General features: G+C 66.9%; 11 protein-coding genes and 1 CRISPR repeat array. Of the genes, 9 read left to right on the top strand and 2 right to left on the bottom strand.

Annotation, left to right across the window (positions count from 1 at the left end):
- A partial coding sequence (locus NS355_RS04825; RefSeq protein ID WP_084787532.1) for a S9 family peptidase occupies positions 1-1,770 on the bottom strand: 1,770 nt, incomplete at its 3' end.
- 96 nt (positions 1,771-1,866) lie between these two features.
- Positions 1,867-2,886: an alpha/beta fold hydrolase gene (locus tag NS355_RS04820; RefSeq protein WP_084787522.1), complete on the bottom strand. Its 1,020-nt coding sequence runs from the start codon at positions 2,884-2,886 to the stop codon at positions 1,867-1,869.
- Between the two features lie 295 nt (positions 2,887-3,181).
- Between NS355_RS04820 and NS355_RS04815 the strand changes: the two genes are divergently transcribed.
- The 9 genes from NS355_RS04815 to NS355_RS18125 all read left to right on the top strand — a co-directional run bounded on the left by NS355_RS04815 (position 3,182) and on the right by NS355_RS18125 (position 17,440).
- A complete protein-coding gene (locus NS355_RS04815; RefSeq protein ID WP_275934708.1) occupies positions 3,182-4,714 on the top strand; it encodes an MFS transporter in 1,533 nt (510 codons plus the stop codon).
- Positions 4,715-4,797: 83 nt separating this feature from the next.
- On the top strand, positions 4,798-5,565 hold the full coding sequence (locus NS355_RS04810; RefSeq protein ID WP_244489558.1) for an SDR family NAD(P)-dependent oxidoreductase: 768 nt from the start codon (positions 4,798-4,800) through the stop codon (positions 5,563-5,565).
- Entirely contained in the window at positions 5,562-6,524 is a 963-nt protein-coding gene (locus NS355_RS04805; protein WP_153008045.1) for a glycosidase, read from the top strand. Before NS355_RS04810 ends, NS355_RS04805 begins: the two co-directional genes overlap by 4 nt.
- A gap of 38 nt (positions 6,525-6,562) precedes the next feature.
- Positions 6,563-10,570, top strand: coding sequence for a Pls/PosA family non-ribosomal peptide synthetase (locus tag NS355_RS04800; RefSeq protein ID WP_058744648.1), 4,008 nt, complete (start codon positions 6,563-6,565; stop codon positions 10,568-10,570).
- Positions 10,567-11,124, top strand: a complete 558-nt coding sequence (locus tag NS355_RS04795) for a 4'-phosphopantetheinyl transferase family protein (RefSeq protein ID WP_058744647.1) — start codon at positions 10,567-10,569, stop codon at positions 11,122-11,124. The genes NS355_RS04800 and NS355_RS04795 overlap by 4 nt, the downstream gene beginning before the upstream one ends.
- Complete coding sequence (locus NS355_RS04790) at positions 11,121-11,681, top strand: GNAT family N-acetyltransferase (RefSeq protein ID WP_058744656.1); 561 nt, start codon at positions 11,121-11,123, stop codon at positions 11,679-11,681. The genes NS355_RS04795 and NS355_RS04790 overlap by 4 nt, the downstream gene beginning before the upstream one ends.
- 265 nt (positions 11,682-11,946) lie before the next feature.
- Positions 11,947-15,351, top strand: a complete 3,405-nt coding sequence (locus NS355_RS18915; RefSeq protein WP_167345402.1) for a S8 family serine peptidase — start codon at positions 11,947-11,949, stop codon at positions 15,349-15,351.
- A 19-nt stretch (positions 15,352-15,370) separates the two neighbouring features.
- The gene (locus NS355_RS04780; protein WP_058744645.1) at positions 15,371-15,748 is read left to right on the top strand and encodes a hypothetical protein; all 378 of its coding nucleotides are present in this window, start codon (positions 15,371-15,373) and stop codon (positions 15,746-15,748) included.
- Positions 15,749-16,186: 438 nt separating this feature from the next.
- Positions 16,187-16,580: a CRISPR direct-repeat array (repeat unit 28 nt; unit sequence GGACCATCCCCGCGGGTGCGGGGGAACC).
- 117 nt (positions 16,581-16,697) lie between these two features.
- Positions 16,698-17,440 (top strand): IS5 family transposase gene (locus tag NS355_RS18125; protein ID WP_430726995.1). Its coding sequence is split into 2 segments (ribosomal slippage): positions 16,698-17,013 and positions 17,013-17,440, totalling 744 coding nucleotides; the frame shifts between segments, so codons are not numbered across the junction.
- The last annotated feature ends 2 nt before the right edge of the window (positions 17,441-17,442 follow it).

Raw genomic sequence — 17,442 nt, 5'->3', positions numbered from 1 at the left:
CGAGGCGTCGAGCATCGTCGTCACCACGTCGACGAACGGCACCTGTGCGATGATCAGCTTGTAATCCTGCGGCGCCATGTTGGCCACGCCGCCCATCAGCAGCCCGCCCGCGCTGCCGCCCATCGCCGCCACCCGGCCGGGTGCGGCATATTTCTGCGCGACCAGATAGCGGGTGACGTCGATGAAGTCGGTGAAGCTGTTCTTCTTGTTGAGCAGATGGCCGTCATCATACCAGCCGCGCCCCATTTCCTGCCCGCCGCGGATATGCGCGATGGCATAGACCATGCCACGGTCGAGCAGCGGGATCCGCCCCGCGTCGACCCCCGGATCGGTCGAATTGCCATAGCTGCCATAGGCATATTGGAAGAGCGGTGCGGTGCCGTCGCGCTTCACGCCGCGACGATAGACCAGTGAAACCGGGATGCGCGTACCGTCCCGCGCGGGCGCCCAGACGCGTTCGGTCACATAAAGCGCCGGGTCGTAGCCCGGCACCGGCGTCACCTTCAGTGTCCGGCGCTCGCCGGTGCGCGCATTGATCTCATAGGTGGTGGTCGGCGTCACCAGCGAGCCATAGGTATAGCGGACCCAAGGCGTGTCCGGCTCTTCGTTGGTGGACAGGCCCATGCGATAGGCGGGCTCGTCCGCCTTGACGGGCACGGACTTGCCCGCATCGGTCAGCAGGCGGATCATGCGATTGCCGCCCTCGCGCTGGTCGATCGCGACAAAGCCGTTGAACGGCTTGAAATCCTCGATGAACACCGTGTCGCTGCCCGGCACGAGGTCACGCCACGCGACGACGCCCTTGGCCATATCTGCGTCGGCCAGCACCGCCAGCTTGTAGTTCTTGGCACCCCGATTGGTGCGGATGATCCAGCGGTTGCCGAGATGGTCGGGGCTGTAGCGGAATTCGCGCTCGCGCGGCGCGATGACGGTGAAGGCGGTCGGCTGGGCGGCGGGGGCGCAGCGTTGCTCGTCGCTGACGGTGCTCTGGACGCCGATGCAGATATAGCGATCGTCGGTCGTCCGGCCGATCGCCATGCTGAAGGTGTCGTCCTTCTCCTCGTACAGCATCCGGTCGGTGCTGACCGGTGTGCCCAGCACATGCGCCATCGCGCGATAGCCGCGCAGCGTCGTGGGGTCTTTGGCGATGTAGAGGATGGTGCGATTGTCGGCCGCCCAGACGATGTTCGGCTCGATATTGGTGATCGTGTCTTCGTGGATGCGCCCGGTCGCGATATCCTTGACCTTCAGCACATATTGCCGCCGCCCGACCGTGTCTTCGGCCCAGGCGACCAGCCTGTTGTCGGGACTGACCGCCCAGTCGGACAGCGAGAAGAAGCTGTGGCCCTTCGCCATGGCGGGCTGGTCGAACACCATGGTGGCGGGGGCGGTGGCGCTGCCCTGGCGGCGTTCGATCAGCGGATAGTCGGCGCCGGTCGCGAAGCGCGACGAATACCAATATCCGTTCTTGCGGTAGGGAACGCTGCTGTCGTCCTGTTTGATATGGGCGACCGTCTCGGCATAGAGTTTCGCCTCAAGCGGTTTCAGCGCCGCCAGTTGTGCATCGGCATAGGCGTTCTCGGCATTCAGATAGGCGAGCATCTCCGGGTTCTTCCGGGTGTCGTCGCGCAGCCAGTAATATTCGTCCTCCCGCGCGCCATTGGGCGAGGGGACCTGATAGGGCTTCTTGGCCGCGACCGGCGGCGTCGCCTGTTGCGCGAGCGCAGAACCCGCCAGCGCCATCAAACCCGTTGCCGCCAACCACCGCATCGCCATCCCCCTCGTTCGTAAGTCGGCAGGATGGCGGCCCGGCTCTGGTCACGCAAGCGTCGTCATGCCGAACATGCCGACGACGTCATGCAGCATTCAGCCCTTTGGGTTACCGCCTTCCCGTTCCGGGGCGGATTGGTCGTCCTCGGCAGGGCGCGTGCAGGCGAAGCCGACCGCCGCCGCCAGCAGCCCCGCCGCTGCGACCCCGGCGGCGAGTTTCCAACGGCCTCGATCGTCCTCGTCCTCCACGAACAGATCGATCAGGTGCCGCGTCACCGCCTCCGGATTCTCGCGCTGCGGGAAATGACCGACGCCGGGCAGTTCGACGATCTTGAACGGCCCGGTGAACTTGCCCGGCACGTCGCGCGCGGTGGAGGGCGGGTTCACGCCATCGACCTCTCCGTGCAGATAGAGCGTCGGCAGCGCGAGCCGCTTCGTCGCCTTTACCCGGTCGGCCAGCCATGTCCCGCGCGGATCGGGCTGCGCCTCGTCCCAGCGGGCGCGGTAGCTGTGGATCGTCACGGCCGGCCAGTCCGGATTGTCGAAGGACTTGGCGACGCGGTTGAACGTCGCCTCGTCGAACCAGCCGCGCGGCGACCAGTTGACCCAGTGGATATGGGCAAAGCCGCGCCGGTCGTCGCGCACCGCCTGCGCGCCGCGCCGGGTTGCCATGAACCAGTGATACCATTGCCGCTGCGCCTGGTCGAAGGACGGGGTCGGCATGCCCCCCAGGCGCGGCGGCGTGGCAAGCAGCGCCATCTTGCGCACCCGCTCGGGCCACCCCACGGCCAGCGCCTCGGCGATGTTGCTGCCCCAGTCGTGGCCGGCGACCATGAAGCGGTCGATGCCGAGCACATCCATCAGCGCGATCGCATCCAGCGCCAGGATCGCGCTGTCGCCGGTGCGGGGCGTGTGGTCATGGCGGAACCGCGTCGCCCCGAACCCGCGCAGGGTCGGCACGACGACGCGCAGGCCCGCCTGCGCCAGACGCGGCGCGACCCGGTCCCATGTCGTCGCATCGTCGGGCCAGCCATGCAGCAGCAGGACGACGGGGGCGTCCTCCGATCCGTACAGGTCACAGGCGATGGAAAGATGTTCGGTGATGATCGTCGGCATCGGTGGAAAAGACCCTTTGCTTGGACTGTTGCCAAACTCCGGCGGCGTGGTGCCGTTCCGATTGTACTTTGGCGACCGAGGCGATGCGGGGGCCTGGCGGGGCAGGTGGCGTTGAATACCGGCTCGGCTTTCCGAATGTCTTCTCCCTCCATTGCGAATGACCACCCCGGCCTCCGCCGGAATGGTGTGATAGATGGACGAAGGGGGAGTGAAATCGCGATTTTGACAGCAAAACTTCGTCACGGGCCTTGATCGCGGGGGGCGCTATCGCGTTTTAGGACATAGGGGGTGCGCGATTGACGAATGGAATGACATGCGGTGGCGACGGCGTAACCTGGCTTCGATAAGTGCGGATGTGAATGACGGGCTGGCCCCCGGCGTCGAGGTGGTGACCAGCGGCGCCCCCCGTTCGGAAGAGCCGGTGCAGACCCGTGGCTATCGTGTCATCGCGCTCGTCGTCGCGTCCGCGCTGTTCATGCAGCAACTGGACGGCACCGTCCTGACCGTCGCGCTTCCCACCATGGCGCGCGATCTGGCGACCCCCGCCACCAGCCTCAGCCTGGCGCTGACCAGTTACCTGCTCGCGCTGGCGCTGTTCATTCCCGCCAGCGGGACGCTGGCCGACAAGTTCGGGTCGCGCACCATCTTCTGCTCGGCGATCGGGGTGTTCCTGCTCGGATCGATTCTGTGCGCGCAGTCGGGGTCGTTGCCCACATTGGTCGCCGCGCGTTTCCTGCAAGGCATTGGCGGCGCGATGATGGTGCCGGTCGGGCGGCTGGTCCTGCTGCGCAGCGTCGCCAAGGCGGACATGGTGCAGGCGCTCTCCTGGCTGGTCATGCCCGCGCTGATCGGACCGATCCTGGGGCCGCCATTGGGCGGGTTCATCGTGACCTGGCTCGACTGGCGCTGGATCTTCTATCTCAACATTCCGATCGGTATCATCGGCATGATCGGCGCGTGGATGCTGGTGCCCGAGGTGCGCGGCGATGCGCGGTTGCGGTTCGACGTGTCGGGCTTTTTCCTGTCCGGCATAGCGCTGGGCTGCCTGTTGTTCGGGTTCGAACTGGCCAGCCGCCCCGGCACCGGCCTGATCGCGATCGGCCTGTTGGTGATCGGCGCGGTCTTCGGATGGCTCTACATCCGCCATGCGAAGCACATCGCCGACCCGATCCTCGACCCCACGCTGATGCGCGTCCCGACCTTTCGCCTGTCGGTGATCGGCGGCTCGCTGACCCGGATCACGCAAGGGGCGCAGCCCTTCCTGCTGCCGCTGATGTTCCAGCTCGGCTTCGGCCTCAGCGCGGCCAAGACGGGCACGATCACCATGGCGGGCGCGGTGGGCGCGCTGGCGATGAAGGCGCTCGCGCCGCGCGTCCTGCGCCTCTGGGGCTTCCGTCGCAGCCTGATCGTGTCGGGGCTGGCGAGCAGTGCGGGCTATGCGACCTGCGCGTTCTTCCGACCCGACTGGTCGATCCCGCTGATCACCTTCATCCTGGCGCTGTCGGGCTTCTTCACCTCGTTCCAGTTCACCGGCTTCAACGCCATCGCCTATGCCGATGTGGACAAGGAGCGGATGAGCGCGGCGACGAGCTTCTACGCGACCTTCCAGCAGTTGACCCTGTCGCTGGGCATCTGCACCGCCGCGACCGTGCTGGAGCTCGGATCGCTGGTCGAGGGGAAGGGCGGGCCGACGCTGAACAGCTTCTCGGCGGCGTTCATCGTGGTGGCGATCATCTCGGCCTCGGCGGTCATCTGGAACCGGCGCTTCGCCCCCGATGCGGGCGCGGCGATGAGCGGGCATCATGGAGGGGACGCCGACGGGGAATGACGGATCGGTCATGTCATTCCCTGTCAGAAACAATCCAGGATAAGGATCGTTAGCCGCCTTCGTAACGAAGACGGAGAAAGCCGGTGGCAGCGCAGACGGTAATCGTGACGGGGGCCGAGTCCGGGATCGGTGCGGCCTGTGCCGAGGCGTTCGGCGCCACCGGGGCCAGGGTCGCGATCCTGTTCCATAGCGATCAGGGCGCCGCCGACGCTTCCGCCGAGGCGGTGCGCAAGGCGGGCGGACAGGCGATGACGGTGCAGGTCGGTGTCGAAGACGAGGCCTCGGTCGACCAGGCCTTTGGGACCGTCGAAAAGCAATGGGGCGCGGCCGACGTGCTGGTCAACTCCGCCGGGGTCAATATGGCGGGCGTCGCGGTCCGCGACATGACGCTGGCGCATTGGCAGCGTATGATCGACACCGACCTGACCGGCGCCTTCCTGACCTCGCGCCGCTTCCTGACCGGACGGGGCGAGGCGAAGGGCGATGCGACGATCCTGCAAATCTCGTCCATCCACGCCTATGCGGTGCGCGCGGGCGGTGCGGATTATTGCGCGGCCAAGGGCGGGCTGACCACGCTGGTCGAAACGCTGGCCATCGAGGAGGCTGCGCGCGGCGTCCGGGTCAACGCGATCGAGCCGGGCATGATCCTGACCCCGATGAACGCCAAGGCGCAGGCCGACCCGGCCTATCGCGCCAGCCTGGAGAAGAACATCCCGATGGGCCGCGCCGGCAAGGCGTCGGAGGTCGCCGACCTCGCCGTTTTCCTCGCCTCCGACAAGGCGAAGTATATCACCGGCGCGCGGATCGTCATCGATGGCGGTCTGTCGCTGATGCAGGCGCTCGGCGCATGACGGTGCCGGACGCGAACAGCCCGGTCGCCGATCCGCATCGCAAGGACCGGGTGGCCGATGCGCCGTTCGACCTGGACTTCAACGTCAAGCGGATCGAGGAGGTGACGCTCGACGGCCCGCCGGAGCTGATGGCCCGCGACCTGATGAGCCCCTATGTCTGGCGGGAGGCCGATGGTCGCTGGGGCATGATGGTCCGCGCGGTGGTCCGTCCGGGCGAGGCCCTGACCGATACCGGTGTCATCTGGGCCGGGTGGAGCGAGGACGGGCGGCACTTCACCATGCTGGACGCGCCCTCCATCGCGCCGGGGCCAGGCGAGCATGATGCGGGCGGGGTCGAGGACCCGACGGTCGTTCGCACCGAGGACGGCTATATCGTCTATTATTCGGGCGTGCTGGCCGATCACGCGCATGGCGAGCTGTCCTATGCCGCGGGGCCGTCGGTCGACCGGCTGGACAAGAGCGGCGTCGCGCTCGCATCCTCCAAGTCGGAGGGTAATACCAAGGAGGCGACGGTCGACCGGACGGCGGACGGGCGCTGGCGACTGTTCTACGAATATGCCGCCGACGAGGCATCACGCATCGGCCTGGCGATCGGCGAGGATGTGGCGGGGCCGTGGACCGAGCAGCCCACGCCCTTCATGCCGCGCGAGAAAAGCTGGGATGACTGGCATCTCTCGACCGGCCCGCTGCTGACCGACGACAAAAGCTGCCCGGTGATGTTCTACAACGGCGCGACCCGCGATGCGCGGTGGCGGATCGGCTGGGTCGCCTTCGACGAACATTATACCCGTGTCGTCGCGCGCGGGATCGAACCGCTGATCCTGCCGCCGCCCGCCGCTGATCGCGGCGCGACCGACATCGCCTTCGCCGCCTCGGTCGTGGTCGCGGAGGATGGTATCTGGCTTTACTATTCGCTCGAAGATCGGCGATTGTCGCGGGCGTTGATCCGGCGCAGTTGAGCCGCCTGTTTCCGTCCCCAGCGTAAGAAAGCCCGTCGATGCTCGGAGAATTCGAAGCACCCGTCGCCCCGAGCATCCACGCCTCGATCGCCCCGGCCCCGGCCTTGCGCCCCGACCGGCCCTATGCCCGTGACGAGCTGCTGCACGAGCTGTTCGACGCGACCGTGCGCGACCATGGGGCGGCGATCGCTGCCCAGCTGATCGGCGCGGACGAGGAATATAGCCGACCCAAGGCCTGGACCTACGACATGCTCGCCCGGCGCAGCCTGTCGATGGCGCACCGGCTGCGCGCGCTAGGGGTGGGCAAGGGCGATCGGGTCGTGCTGTGCCTGCCGCGCGGATTGGACCAGTATATGGCGATCCTGGGCGTGCTACGCGCCGGGGCGGCCTATGTCCCGGTCGACTGGGGCTATCCGCAGGATCGCATCGCCTACATCATCGAGGATAGCGGCGCGGCGCTGACCGTCACCACGTCCGCGCGGGCGGCGGAGATACCCGGCGAGACGCTGTGCCTGGATGCCGAACTGGGCGATCTGGCCGCCGAACCGGCCGCGCCGCTCGGCCGCGAGGTGACGGGATCGGATCGCCACGACCTGGCCTATATCATCTATACCTCGGGCACGACCGGGCGGCCTAAAGGGGTGATGATCACCCATGCCAATGCCTGTCACCTCGTCCGCTCGGAAAGTGCGATCCTGGCATTGGAGCCGAGCGACATCGTGTTCGGCGGGTTCAGCCTGGCCTTCGACATGTCGGTCGAGACGATGTGGAGCGCTTTTTTCGTCGGTGCGAAACTGCTCGTCGCGACCGAGCCGCTGGCGGCGAGCGGCCCGGATGTCGCCATCGCGCTGGCTGCGGAAAAGACGACCATCTGGCATGTCGTCCCCTCCCTGATCGCGTTGGTCGAGCATCCGGTGCCGACGCTTCGCCTGATCAACATGGGCGGCGAGGCGTGTCCCGCCGACCTGCCGCGCCGTCTGGCGCGTCCCGGCCTGCGACTGCTCAACACCTATGGTCCGACGGAAACGTCGGTCACGGCGACCTGGACCGAGGTGCAGCCGGGCAAGCGCATCACCATCGGCAAGCCGCTGCCCGGCTATACCGCCTGGATCGTCGACGAGCAGTTGCAGCCGGTCGAGGCGGGGCAGGAGGGCGAGCTGGTCATCGGGGGGCCCGGCGTCGGCGTCGGCTATGTCAATCGGCCCGACTTGACCGCCGAGAAATTCACCATGACCCCGTTCGACACCGTGTCGGGCGAACCCGAGCGCATCTATCGCTCGGGCGATCTCGTGCGGCTGGATGCGGCGGGGGATATCGATTTCGTCGGGCGCATCGACACGCAGGTGAAAATCCGCGGCTTCCGCGTCGAGCTGGCCGAGATCGAGGCGGTGATCGGCGAAGCGCCCGGCGTCGCGCAGACGGTCGTCCACCTGTTCACCGATGCCGATGGCTCGGAATTCCTCGCCGCCTTCCTGGTCGCGCGGAGCGGTGAGGCGATCGACATCGCCGATATCAAGGCACGGGTCACCGAGCGCCTGCCCAACTACATGCGCCCCGCCGCCTATCAGATACTGGCGGCGCTGCCGACCTTGCCCGCCTCGGGCAAAGTCGACCGCAAGGCGCTGGTAAAGCCGGAAATCACCGTCGACACCGGCCGCGCGATCGAACCGCCCGCCACCCCGATGGAGGAAAGGCTCCACGCCATCTGGACCGAGGCCTTCGCGCCGCAGCCGGTGTCCGTCACCGACGATCTGTTCGAGGATCTGGGCGGCCATTCGCTGAAGGCCGCGCGGCTGGTCTCGGCCGCGCGCAAGGTCGCGGGGCTGGAGGGGCTGTCGCTGGAAGACCTCTATGCCGCGCCGACCATTCGGGCGCTGGCCACCCGGATCGGCTGCGCGGCGGCGGTCGCGGTGCAGACCGAGGAGAGCTTCCACCGCGTGCCCGAATGGAAGCGCTGGCTGTGCGTCGCGGCGCAGACAGTGGCGTTGCTGCCCATCTATACCATCGCCGGGTTGCAGTGGTTCTTTCCATACGTGGCCTACACCCATCTGGCCGGGCGGATGCCGCGCATCGACGCGCTGATCCTGAGCGCGCTGTTCTTCACCATCGTGCCGGTCGCCTCGATGCTGTTCTCGATTCTGGCCAAATGGCTGATCGCGGGGCGGTTCAAGGCGGGGGACTATCCGCTGTGGGGCGGCACCTATTTCCGATGGTGGCTGGTGCGGCGGATCATCGCGGTGACGGCGACCCCCTATCTGGCGGGTACGCCGATGATCCGGGGCTATTACCGGATGCTCGGCGCGAAGATCGGCAAGCGTGCCTATATCGGCAACGGCGTCATCGATACCGCCGACCTGTTCGCCTGCGGCGACGATGCGATCGTCAGCGACCAGGCGGTGATGGCGACCAGTTCGGTCGAGCGCGGCCTGTTGCGGCTGGGCACGGTGACGCTGGGCGACCGCGCCTTTGTCGGCGGGCAGGCGGTGGTCGGCCGCAATTCGGCCTTGGGGGATGACGCCATCCTCGACGACATGGCCGCGCTTCCCGCTGAAACGGTGATCCCCGCCGGGCAATGCTGGACGGGATCGCCCGCCGCCTTCGACCGCATGGTCGAGCCGGGCGAGGTCATCACGACGGCCAAGCGGGCGGGGCCGTCGATCGCGATCTTCATCGGCGCGCTGCTGCTGCCGATCATCGCCATCCTGCCCATCGCACCCGGCCTGATCGCATTGATCGAGCTCGACTGGGCGACGACCGGCTATGGTTACATGCTCGTCTCACCACTGCTCGCCGCGACCTATATCGTGATGATGTGCGTGCTGACGGTGCTCGCCAAGCGGCTGATCCTGGGCCGGGTGAAGCCGGGCGTCTATGGCCTCGATAGCTGGTTCTATGTCCGTTACTGGATGGTCCGGCAGATCAACGATCTGGCGCTGCGGCTGCTGCACCCGATCTTTGCCACGCTCTACGTGATCCCCTGGTATCGCGCGCTGGGCGTGAAGGTCGGGCGGCGGGCGGAGATTTCGACCGCGAGCGCCATCGTCCCCGATCTGGTCGAGATCGGGCCGGAGAGCTTCATCGCGGACTCGGTGATCTTCGGCGCGGCCAAGATCGGCCATGGCACCATCGAACTGGCGCACACGAAGATCGGCCGCCGCAGCTTCATCGGCAATTCGGCGCTGCTGCCCACCGGCGCGCAGATTGGCGACGAGGTGCTGATCGGCGTCCTCTCCAAGCCCCCCGAGGACCTGACGCTAGCGACCGAGGCGGGCAGCACCTGGTTCGGCTCGCCCGCGATCAAGCTGCCGGTGCGGCAGGTCGCGACGATGTTCGACGAGGGCGCGCGCTTCAACCCGTCCAAGGGCCTGATCGCCACCCGCCTGTCGATCGAGGCGATCCGCACCACCCTGTCGCTGACCGCCTTCCTGGTGTTCTTCAGCGCGCTTTTGTCGGTGGTCGGCGATCTCGACGATCTGGAGCGCGGCGGGCTGGTCATCATCTCGGCCTTCCCGTTCCTCTATGTCGGCTTCTGCCTGGCTTGCGGGCTGTTCGTGCTGGCGCTGAAATGGCTGGTCGTCGGGCGGTACAAGGCAAGGACCGCGCCGCTGTGGAGCACCTTCGTCTGGCGGACCGAACTGGTGACGGCGACCTATGAGAATCTGGCGGTCGCCAATCTGCTGGAGCCGTTGCGCGGCACGCCGTGGATCGGCCTCTACCTCCGGCTGATGGGCGCCAAAGTCGGCAAGCGCTGCTATATCGACACCACCGACCTGACCGAGCATGATTTGGTCACGATCGGCGACGATGTCGCGCTCAACGACTATGCCGGGCTCCAGACGCATCTGTTCGAGGACCGGGTGATGAAGGTCGGTGCGATCAAGGTCGGCGACCGGGCGACCATCGGCTCGCTGGCCATCGTCCTCTACGATGCCGAGGTCGGGGCGGATGCGCAGCTGGGTGACCTGTCGGTGGTGATGAAGGGCGAGACGCTGCCCGACGGCACCAATTGGGAAGGCAGCCCGGCACGGATCGTCACCGAGGTATGATCCCGCTGCGCCATGACGGGCCGCTCGACCGGCTGGCGTGGGACGGTCGCGCGCCCGTCATCTGGCGCACGGCCGATCCGGGACGGGGGAAGCGCGCGCCGTTGGCCGAGGCGCTGCTGACCCGACTGGCGGGCGGATCGGTCCGGCTGGCGCGCAGCACGGCCGGCCAACCGCAGGTCGCCGCCCCGCAAGGCTGGTATATCGGCCTTGCGGGACGAGGGGAGGCATGCCTGATCGCCGCAGCGCGGCAACCGATAGCGGTGGACCGCGAGACGATCGACGATGCCCCGCCGCTCTGGGACATGCTGACCCCGGCGGAGGCACGGGACGTGCGTGCCGCACCCGATCCGTCGCGCCAATGGCTGCGTCGTTGGACGATCAAGGAAGCCTATGCCAAGCTGATCGGCGATCCCCGGCAGATCGCCGCCGAGACGATCGAGACGCGGCTGATCGACGACCGCCAAGCGACCGCGCATCGACAGGGGGAGCGCAACGCGCATTGCTGGACCCGCGAAGAGGGCGGAGCGATCGAGACGGTGGCCTTATGGGCATGAGTGACGTCGTTGTCCGCCCCTATGCCGAGACCGACCGCGATGCCGTGCTGTCGATCTTCGACGCCAACCGGGCCACGTATTTCGGGGCTGGCGACCGCGACTGGCTGGTCGAGACGCTGGACGAACCCGACGGCCCCGCCTTTGTCGTGGCGATCGACGGACGCGCGGCGGCGTTCGGCGGGTATGAGGTCTGGGAGCATTACAACAAGGCGCTGCTCTACTGGGGCATGGCTGCACCGGCCTATCATGGCTGTGGGCTGGGGCGGCTGTTGCTGCTGGCGCGGCTGCATCATGTCGCGGTCCATGCCCGGCCGGTGACGCGCTACGTCACGGTCGATACTTCGCCCCAGGTCGCGCCCTTCTTCCTGCGTTGCGGCTTCGAGCAGACCGCCGTCTGGCCCGAAGGCTATCGCTCCGGCATGACCATGAACGAGCTTCGCTTCGATCTGGCGAAGGTGTCGGCGGACGAACTGGCGACCCGCTGCGACGACGCGCTGGCGGCGGTCGTTCGCATCCTGTCTTCGACGGAACGGTACGGCCGCACCTCTCAGGCTTGACCGGAACCGGCTCTGCGAGGCCGCGCCGGGCGATTCGTTCGCGGCCTGATCCGGGTCGATGAGCCGCAGGACGACCCGAAACGCCCCCGGGGCATGCTTCACCCGTTCCCCTACGTCATCCGCCATCGTTGCGGAGCCGAAACGGGAAAACTTCACAATCCTTTGTAATTCATCCGATATCGGAGTTGACAGCCCGGTGCCGCCATGAAAGCCATGTCACGGATAAGTCGATGTTATTAATCGGAATTAAGGGGGTAGCGTGGGGGTGGCTGTTTCTCGCGTATCGCTGATGGCGATCGCATCGTTTTTCCTGGTCCAGGCGGGTTCGGCTGCCGCGCAGAGCCAATATGTGCCGCCCGCGCCGACCGGCGGCTATGTGATGGCCAATGGCCAGCGGACGGCGAACTACGAAGCGGCGCTGGCATCGTGGCGACAGGACAAGCAATTCTCGGTCGATTACACCAAGGGCTATCTCGGCCTGGAATATGCCTATGTCCTCGGCCTGTCGGGCAAGGGACAGACGATCGGGATCAACGATGCGGGCGTGGTGATGAGCCATCCCTCTTTTGCGGGATCGGGCAAGATTTCGGGGCTGCGTACGCCCGTCCCCGTGACCTATGGCAATGACGGCATGGTCAATCCGCGCCGACCCTGGGAAATCCACGGCACCCATGTCGCGGGTACGGCGGCGGGCGACCGGCTGGCGAATGGGGTGATGTTCGGCAACGCGTTCGGCGCGAACATCCTGTCGGCGACGACCAATTTTTCCGCAGGCGATTTCCTGTGGTGGCGCGACCAGATCCTCGACAATGTCACGGTCGCCACCGCGCAGGAGAATATCCCTGCGCTCGCCAATACCGGGCGGGTTCGGATCATCAACAACAGCTGGGGCTCGACCTCGACCCAGCCCTATACGCTGACCCCGTCCCAGGCACGGGGCGCGTTTCAGCAGACGCTGAACGGCTTCTACGATCCGGTCCTGAAGAACGACGTGCTGGTCGTCTTTTCGGCGGGCAACGGCAGCGGCGTCCATGCCAGTATCGATGCGGTGACGCCGCTCAACGACCTGCGGCTGCGTTCGAACTGGTTGTCCGTCACCAACTATCTGGCGAACGGCACGGCGGCGGCCAGCACCAGCCTGTGCGGCCAGACCGCCACCTGGTGCGTGTCGGGGCCGGGCAGCGCGGTCGTGTCCGCAGCGCCGACCTATCTGGTCGACGGCACCGCGATCCGCGCGAAATACACGCGCGCCATGTATCCGACCATCTATGCCGCAACGACGCTGGCCCAGTTGCAGACGGCGGCGGTCAACACGTGGCTGAGCGTGCTGAACGACTATATCGTCCGGCGCGACACCGCCCTGACGCAGGGCCGCCCGTTCGATGAGGAGGCCGAGCGGACCAAGGTGGCGCAGCAGGCGGTCGGCATCTCGCTGGCCTATGGTGCCCGGTTCATGACGCCCGATCCCGATGGCTATACCAGCCGCCTGGCGCAGATCCTGACCATTCCCGGCAACGTCACGCTACTGGGACGGGACTTTTCCACCTCGGTCCTGACCCAGGCCAACACCATCATCACCGCCGAGCTCCAGAAGTACATTACCTTCACCGGGCCGGGCTATGCCGCGCTGACCGGCACCTCGATGGCGGCGCCCAATGTCTCGGGCTTCGCCTCTCTGCTGATGGAGTATTTTCCCGAATACAAGACCGGGCTGATCTCCGACATCCTGGTCTCCAGCTCGAAGGACCTCGACACGCCGGGCGTCGACCTGCGCTCGGGCTGGGGGGCGCCGCAGATGGCGGTGGCGCTGCGCGGGCCGACCGCGCTGCGCGACACGCGCGAGGTCACGGTGGCATCGGGCACGACCGATATCTGGAGCAATCCGATCACCGATGCGCGCGACCGTTATTCGGCCGAGGTTCTGGCGGGCTTCCCCAACGATATCGGCGGCCTGGTCAAGCGTGGCGACGGCGAGCTGATCCTGACCGCCGCCAACAGCTATAGCGGTCCGACCCGCGTCGAGCAGGGGCAGCTGACCGTGGATGGCAGCCTGACCCGCTCGGCGGTGACGGCGGTGTCGGGTGGCACCATCGCGGGCAATGGCAGCGTCGCGTCGTTGACCGCCGGGACGGGCGGCATCGTCTCGCCGGGCAGCACCGGCGCGTTCGGGACGCTAACCGTGGCAGGCACCGCCAGCCTGGGATCGGGAAGCCAGTTCGTCGCCGACATCGGCCCCGCTGGGACTTCCGACCAGCTGGCGGCGCGCAGCATCGTGCTGGGCGGCGGCAACCTGACCCTGCGGCCGGTCAATTATGTGCCGCGCTATGGCGACAGCTACACGTTGCTCACCGCATCGAACGGAATCGCCGGCAGCTTCGGCAGCACCACCGCCTTCAGCGCGATCCTCTATCCTGAGCTCAGCTATGGTGCGGGTCGGGTGACGGCGGCGGTGGGGGCGCGGCCCTATACCGGTGTCGTTGCGGCGACACCGGTGCAGACCGCCTATGCGCGGCTGCTCGACGCCAATCGCTCGGCCTATGCCAATTTGCGCGGTACATACGACCTGCTTGACCTTCAGGATGTCGGGACGATCCGGGCAAGCCTGGAGGCGATCGCACCGCGCAGCCAGACGACGCGCCAGGCGATCGGCACCACCGCGACTGACAATATCGCGCGCTTCTATCGCGATCGCCTGACCGCGATGACGCCGGACGGCTTTGCGGGCGGCACGGTCGCGATGATCGGCAAGCCGCTGGAGTTCGCCGCCAACGCCATCGTCGCCCCCGGCCGCCCCCAGACGGTCAGCGACACGCCGACCAGCATGGTCCGCGAAAACATGTTGCCCGATAATGTCTCGGCCTATCTGGCGGGTGGCTATATCGACGGCGCGGGTGCGGCGATGCCCGGCACGATCGGTGGCCGCGATCCGTTCGACGGTTTCTATATCGCGGGCGGTGTCGAGGCGCGGGTGTCGGACACGGGCGCACTGGGCTTCGGCCTGTCCTATTCGGATATCGATGGCGACCAGCGTTTCGGCCAGTCCGCCAAGGGCGAGCTGATCCAGGGTACGCTCTACGGACGGCTCGGCGCTACGCTCGGCCCGGCGCTGGATGTGCAGTTCGGCGCAGGCGTGTACCAGTCCTCGACCCGGCGGCAGGGCAGCTTTGTCGGCACGCCCTTTGACCTGCGCTCGCGCGACAATGCACTGGCCCTGTCGAGCGAAGTGGGGGCAAGCTATATGAAGGGCAGCGGGGCCTTGCGCTTCGGCCCGCGTGTGGCGATCCGTACCAGCAGCATCGACTTCACCCCCACGGGCGAGACGGGCAGCGGTCCGGCACTGACCTATGGCCGCGACCGGTTCCTGAGCGTGCAGGGACGCGCGGGGCTTCAGGTCGACGCGACGCAGGGTGGCTTCCGCCCCTTCGCCTCGGCTTATTACGTCCATGATTTCGAGGGGCGGCCGGGCTATTTCAACGCCGGGTTCGTCGGCGGCACGCGGGCGCAGGCCCGCTTCCTGACGGCGCAGCAGGACCGCGACTGGGGCGAGATCAGCGCAGGGGTTGCCTATCGCTCGGGCCGCGCGACCGTATCACTGGCGGCGGACTCGACGGTGGGGCGCGACGATGTGCGCAACCAGTCCTATCGTGCCGGATTGAAGCTGTCCTTCTGATGCAGCGGGCGGGGTCGTCATGGTGGTGATGGCGGCCCTGCTGGCAATGGCCGATCCGGTGCCGCTGGTGGTCTATCAGCGTCCGGGTGCGACGGCGGCGCAGGCGGATGCCGAGCTCCGGCAATGCCGCATCATCACCACCGGCCCGGCGGCGGCTGGGGAGCGCCCGGACGGGGCGGCGCTGCTCGACAATGGAACGCCAGCCCGCGCGCCCGGGGATACGATCGAGGCGTGCATGGCGACCCAGGGCTGGCAGGCCCGCACCTTGTCGGAGCGGGAGCGCCGCGAGGTATCCCGCCTCGATCCCGCCGCCCGTCGGAAAGCCTTGGACAGGCTGGCTGCGAAGTCATTTAAAGCGCGAGCCGCGATCGATTCCCCCGGAACGCTTGGTCGTTGATAATGTAGGACGGGAAGGAGGATGCTTCGGCGGTCCTTCCGTTCTTGAAATCAAGGACGGCCAATTCCCGCTTCCTGACGGATTGCCACTCTTGCCCGCTCCATTCTATCACGGCGGCGCGAAGGCTTCACGTTTCACCCGCACGGGCAAACCGCAGAGAAATCTGCCATCGGAGGCTGTAGGCGCACGCCAAAGCATGTCGATGACGACGTAGGCTGTCCAAGGGTGCCCGACATGGTCGCCGACGTTCAGCATACACCCTTCGACAGGCCACGAGCGCTGCGCGTCCGGCCCGCATTCCCGTCGAGTGCTGTAAAAGGCATGGGCCGAGGCCGTGGGGGAAAGTCGATCGCACTTCATAATGCATGTTGAGCGTGTGGGGGACGTGGGCCACCAACTACGAGGCGGTTAATCTTTGGCCTGCGAACTATGTGGGGGGGGGCATCCCCGCGAGTGCGGGGGAACCTCCATTGCACCGCCACCCCGGCAGGCCGTGACGGGACCGTCCCCGCAAGTGCGGGGGAACCGGGGCCGCTTTCGACCCGACCGACGCGCGGGGGGGACCATCCCCGCGGGTGCGGGGGAACCTACGAAGCTCTGCCCGTCGAGTACCAGGTCGACGGACCATCCCCGCGGGTGCGGGGGAACCGCCCGGTCGAGGTCGGCCACGTCGGCCTCGCTCGGACCATCCCCGCGGGTGCGGGGGAACCAGCGCATCGTCCTGCCCGCCATCGCGAAGGCCGGGACCATCCCCGCGGGTGCGGGGGAACCCCGTAAGGTGAAGGGTGCAGAGCTTGCCGAGCGGGACCATCCCCGCGGGTGCGGGGGAACCGTTCTTCCGGGGCTTCGGGCAGAAGCCGGACTAGGTCGGATCGACATTCAGGATTCCCAAACGCGCTGAACGGTGATTCATAAGCATTCGTGTTGTGGCGCGGAGCGGATAATGGGGATCAGGCGGTACGAGTTGAGCGAGGCGCAATGGTCCCGGATTGCCTTGCTGGTTCCGGGCAAGACGGCTGATCCTGGCCGAAGGGGTTCGGATAACCGGCTGTTTGTGAATGGATGTTTGTGGGTGCTGCGCTCTGGCGCCCGTTGGTGCGATCTGCCGGAACGCTACGGCAAGTGGAAGACGGTGCATCGGCGTTTCAGCCGCTGGTGCCACGCTGGCGTCTGGGAGCGGGTGTTCGAGGCGCTGACGGTGGATCGCGACAATCAGTATCTGATGATCGACAGCACCATCGTTCGCGCTCACCATCAGGCGGCGACCGGAAAAGGGGGGGCAAGGATCAGGCGCTGGGGCGTTCCCGAGGCGGACTGACGACCAAGGTTCACATGCTCGCCGACACGTTCGGCCGACCTTTGCGGTTTCGCATCACGCCCGGCCAAGCCAGCGACATCGCCTCGGCACCCGCCCTGCTCGAAGGCCAGCGCGGCAAAGCTGTGCTCGCCGACAAGGCGTATGACGGCAATGACTTGCGTAGTCAGATCGCTGCTATGGACGCCGAGGCGGTGATCCCGTCCAAGCGCAACCGCAAGGTCGCCATCCCGCACGATGCCCTCATCTACAAGCATCGCAACCAAATCGAGAGATGCTTCAAACATTTCCGACGCTTCGCTACTCGCTACGACCGCCGCATCATCCACTTCACCGGCTTCGTCCATCTCGCCGCTGCCATGATCTGGCTACGATGAAT

The sequence above is a fragment of the Sphingomonas yabuuchiae genome (assembly GCF_001477495.1).
GTDB lineage: Bacteria > Pseudomonadota > Alphaproteobacteria > Sphingomonadales > Sphingomonadaceae > Sphingomonas > Sphingomonas yabuuchiae_A.
The sequence above is the reverse complement of the archived record's forward strand: the minus strand, read 5'-3'. Positions and strand labels throughout refer to the sequence as shown.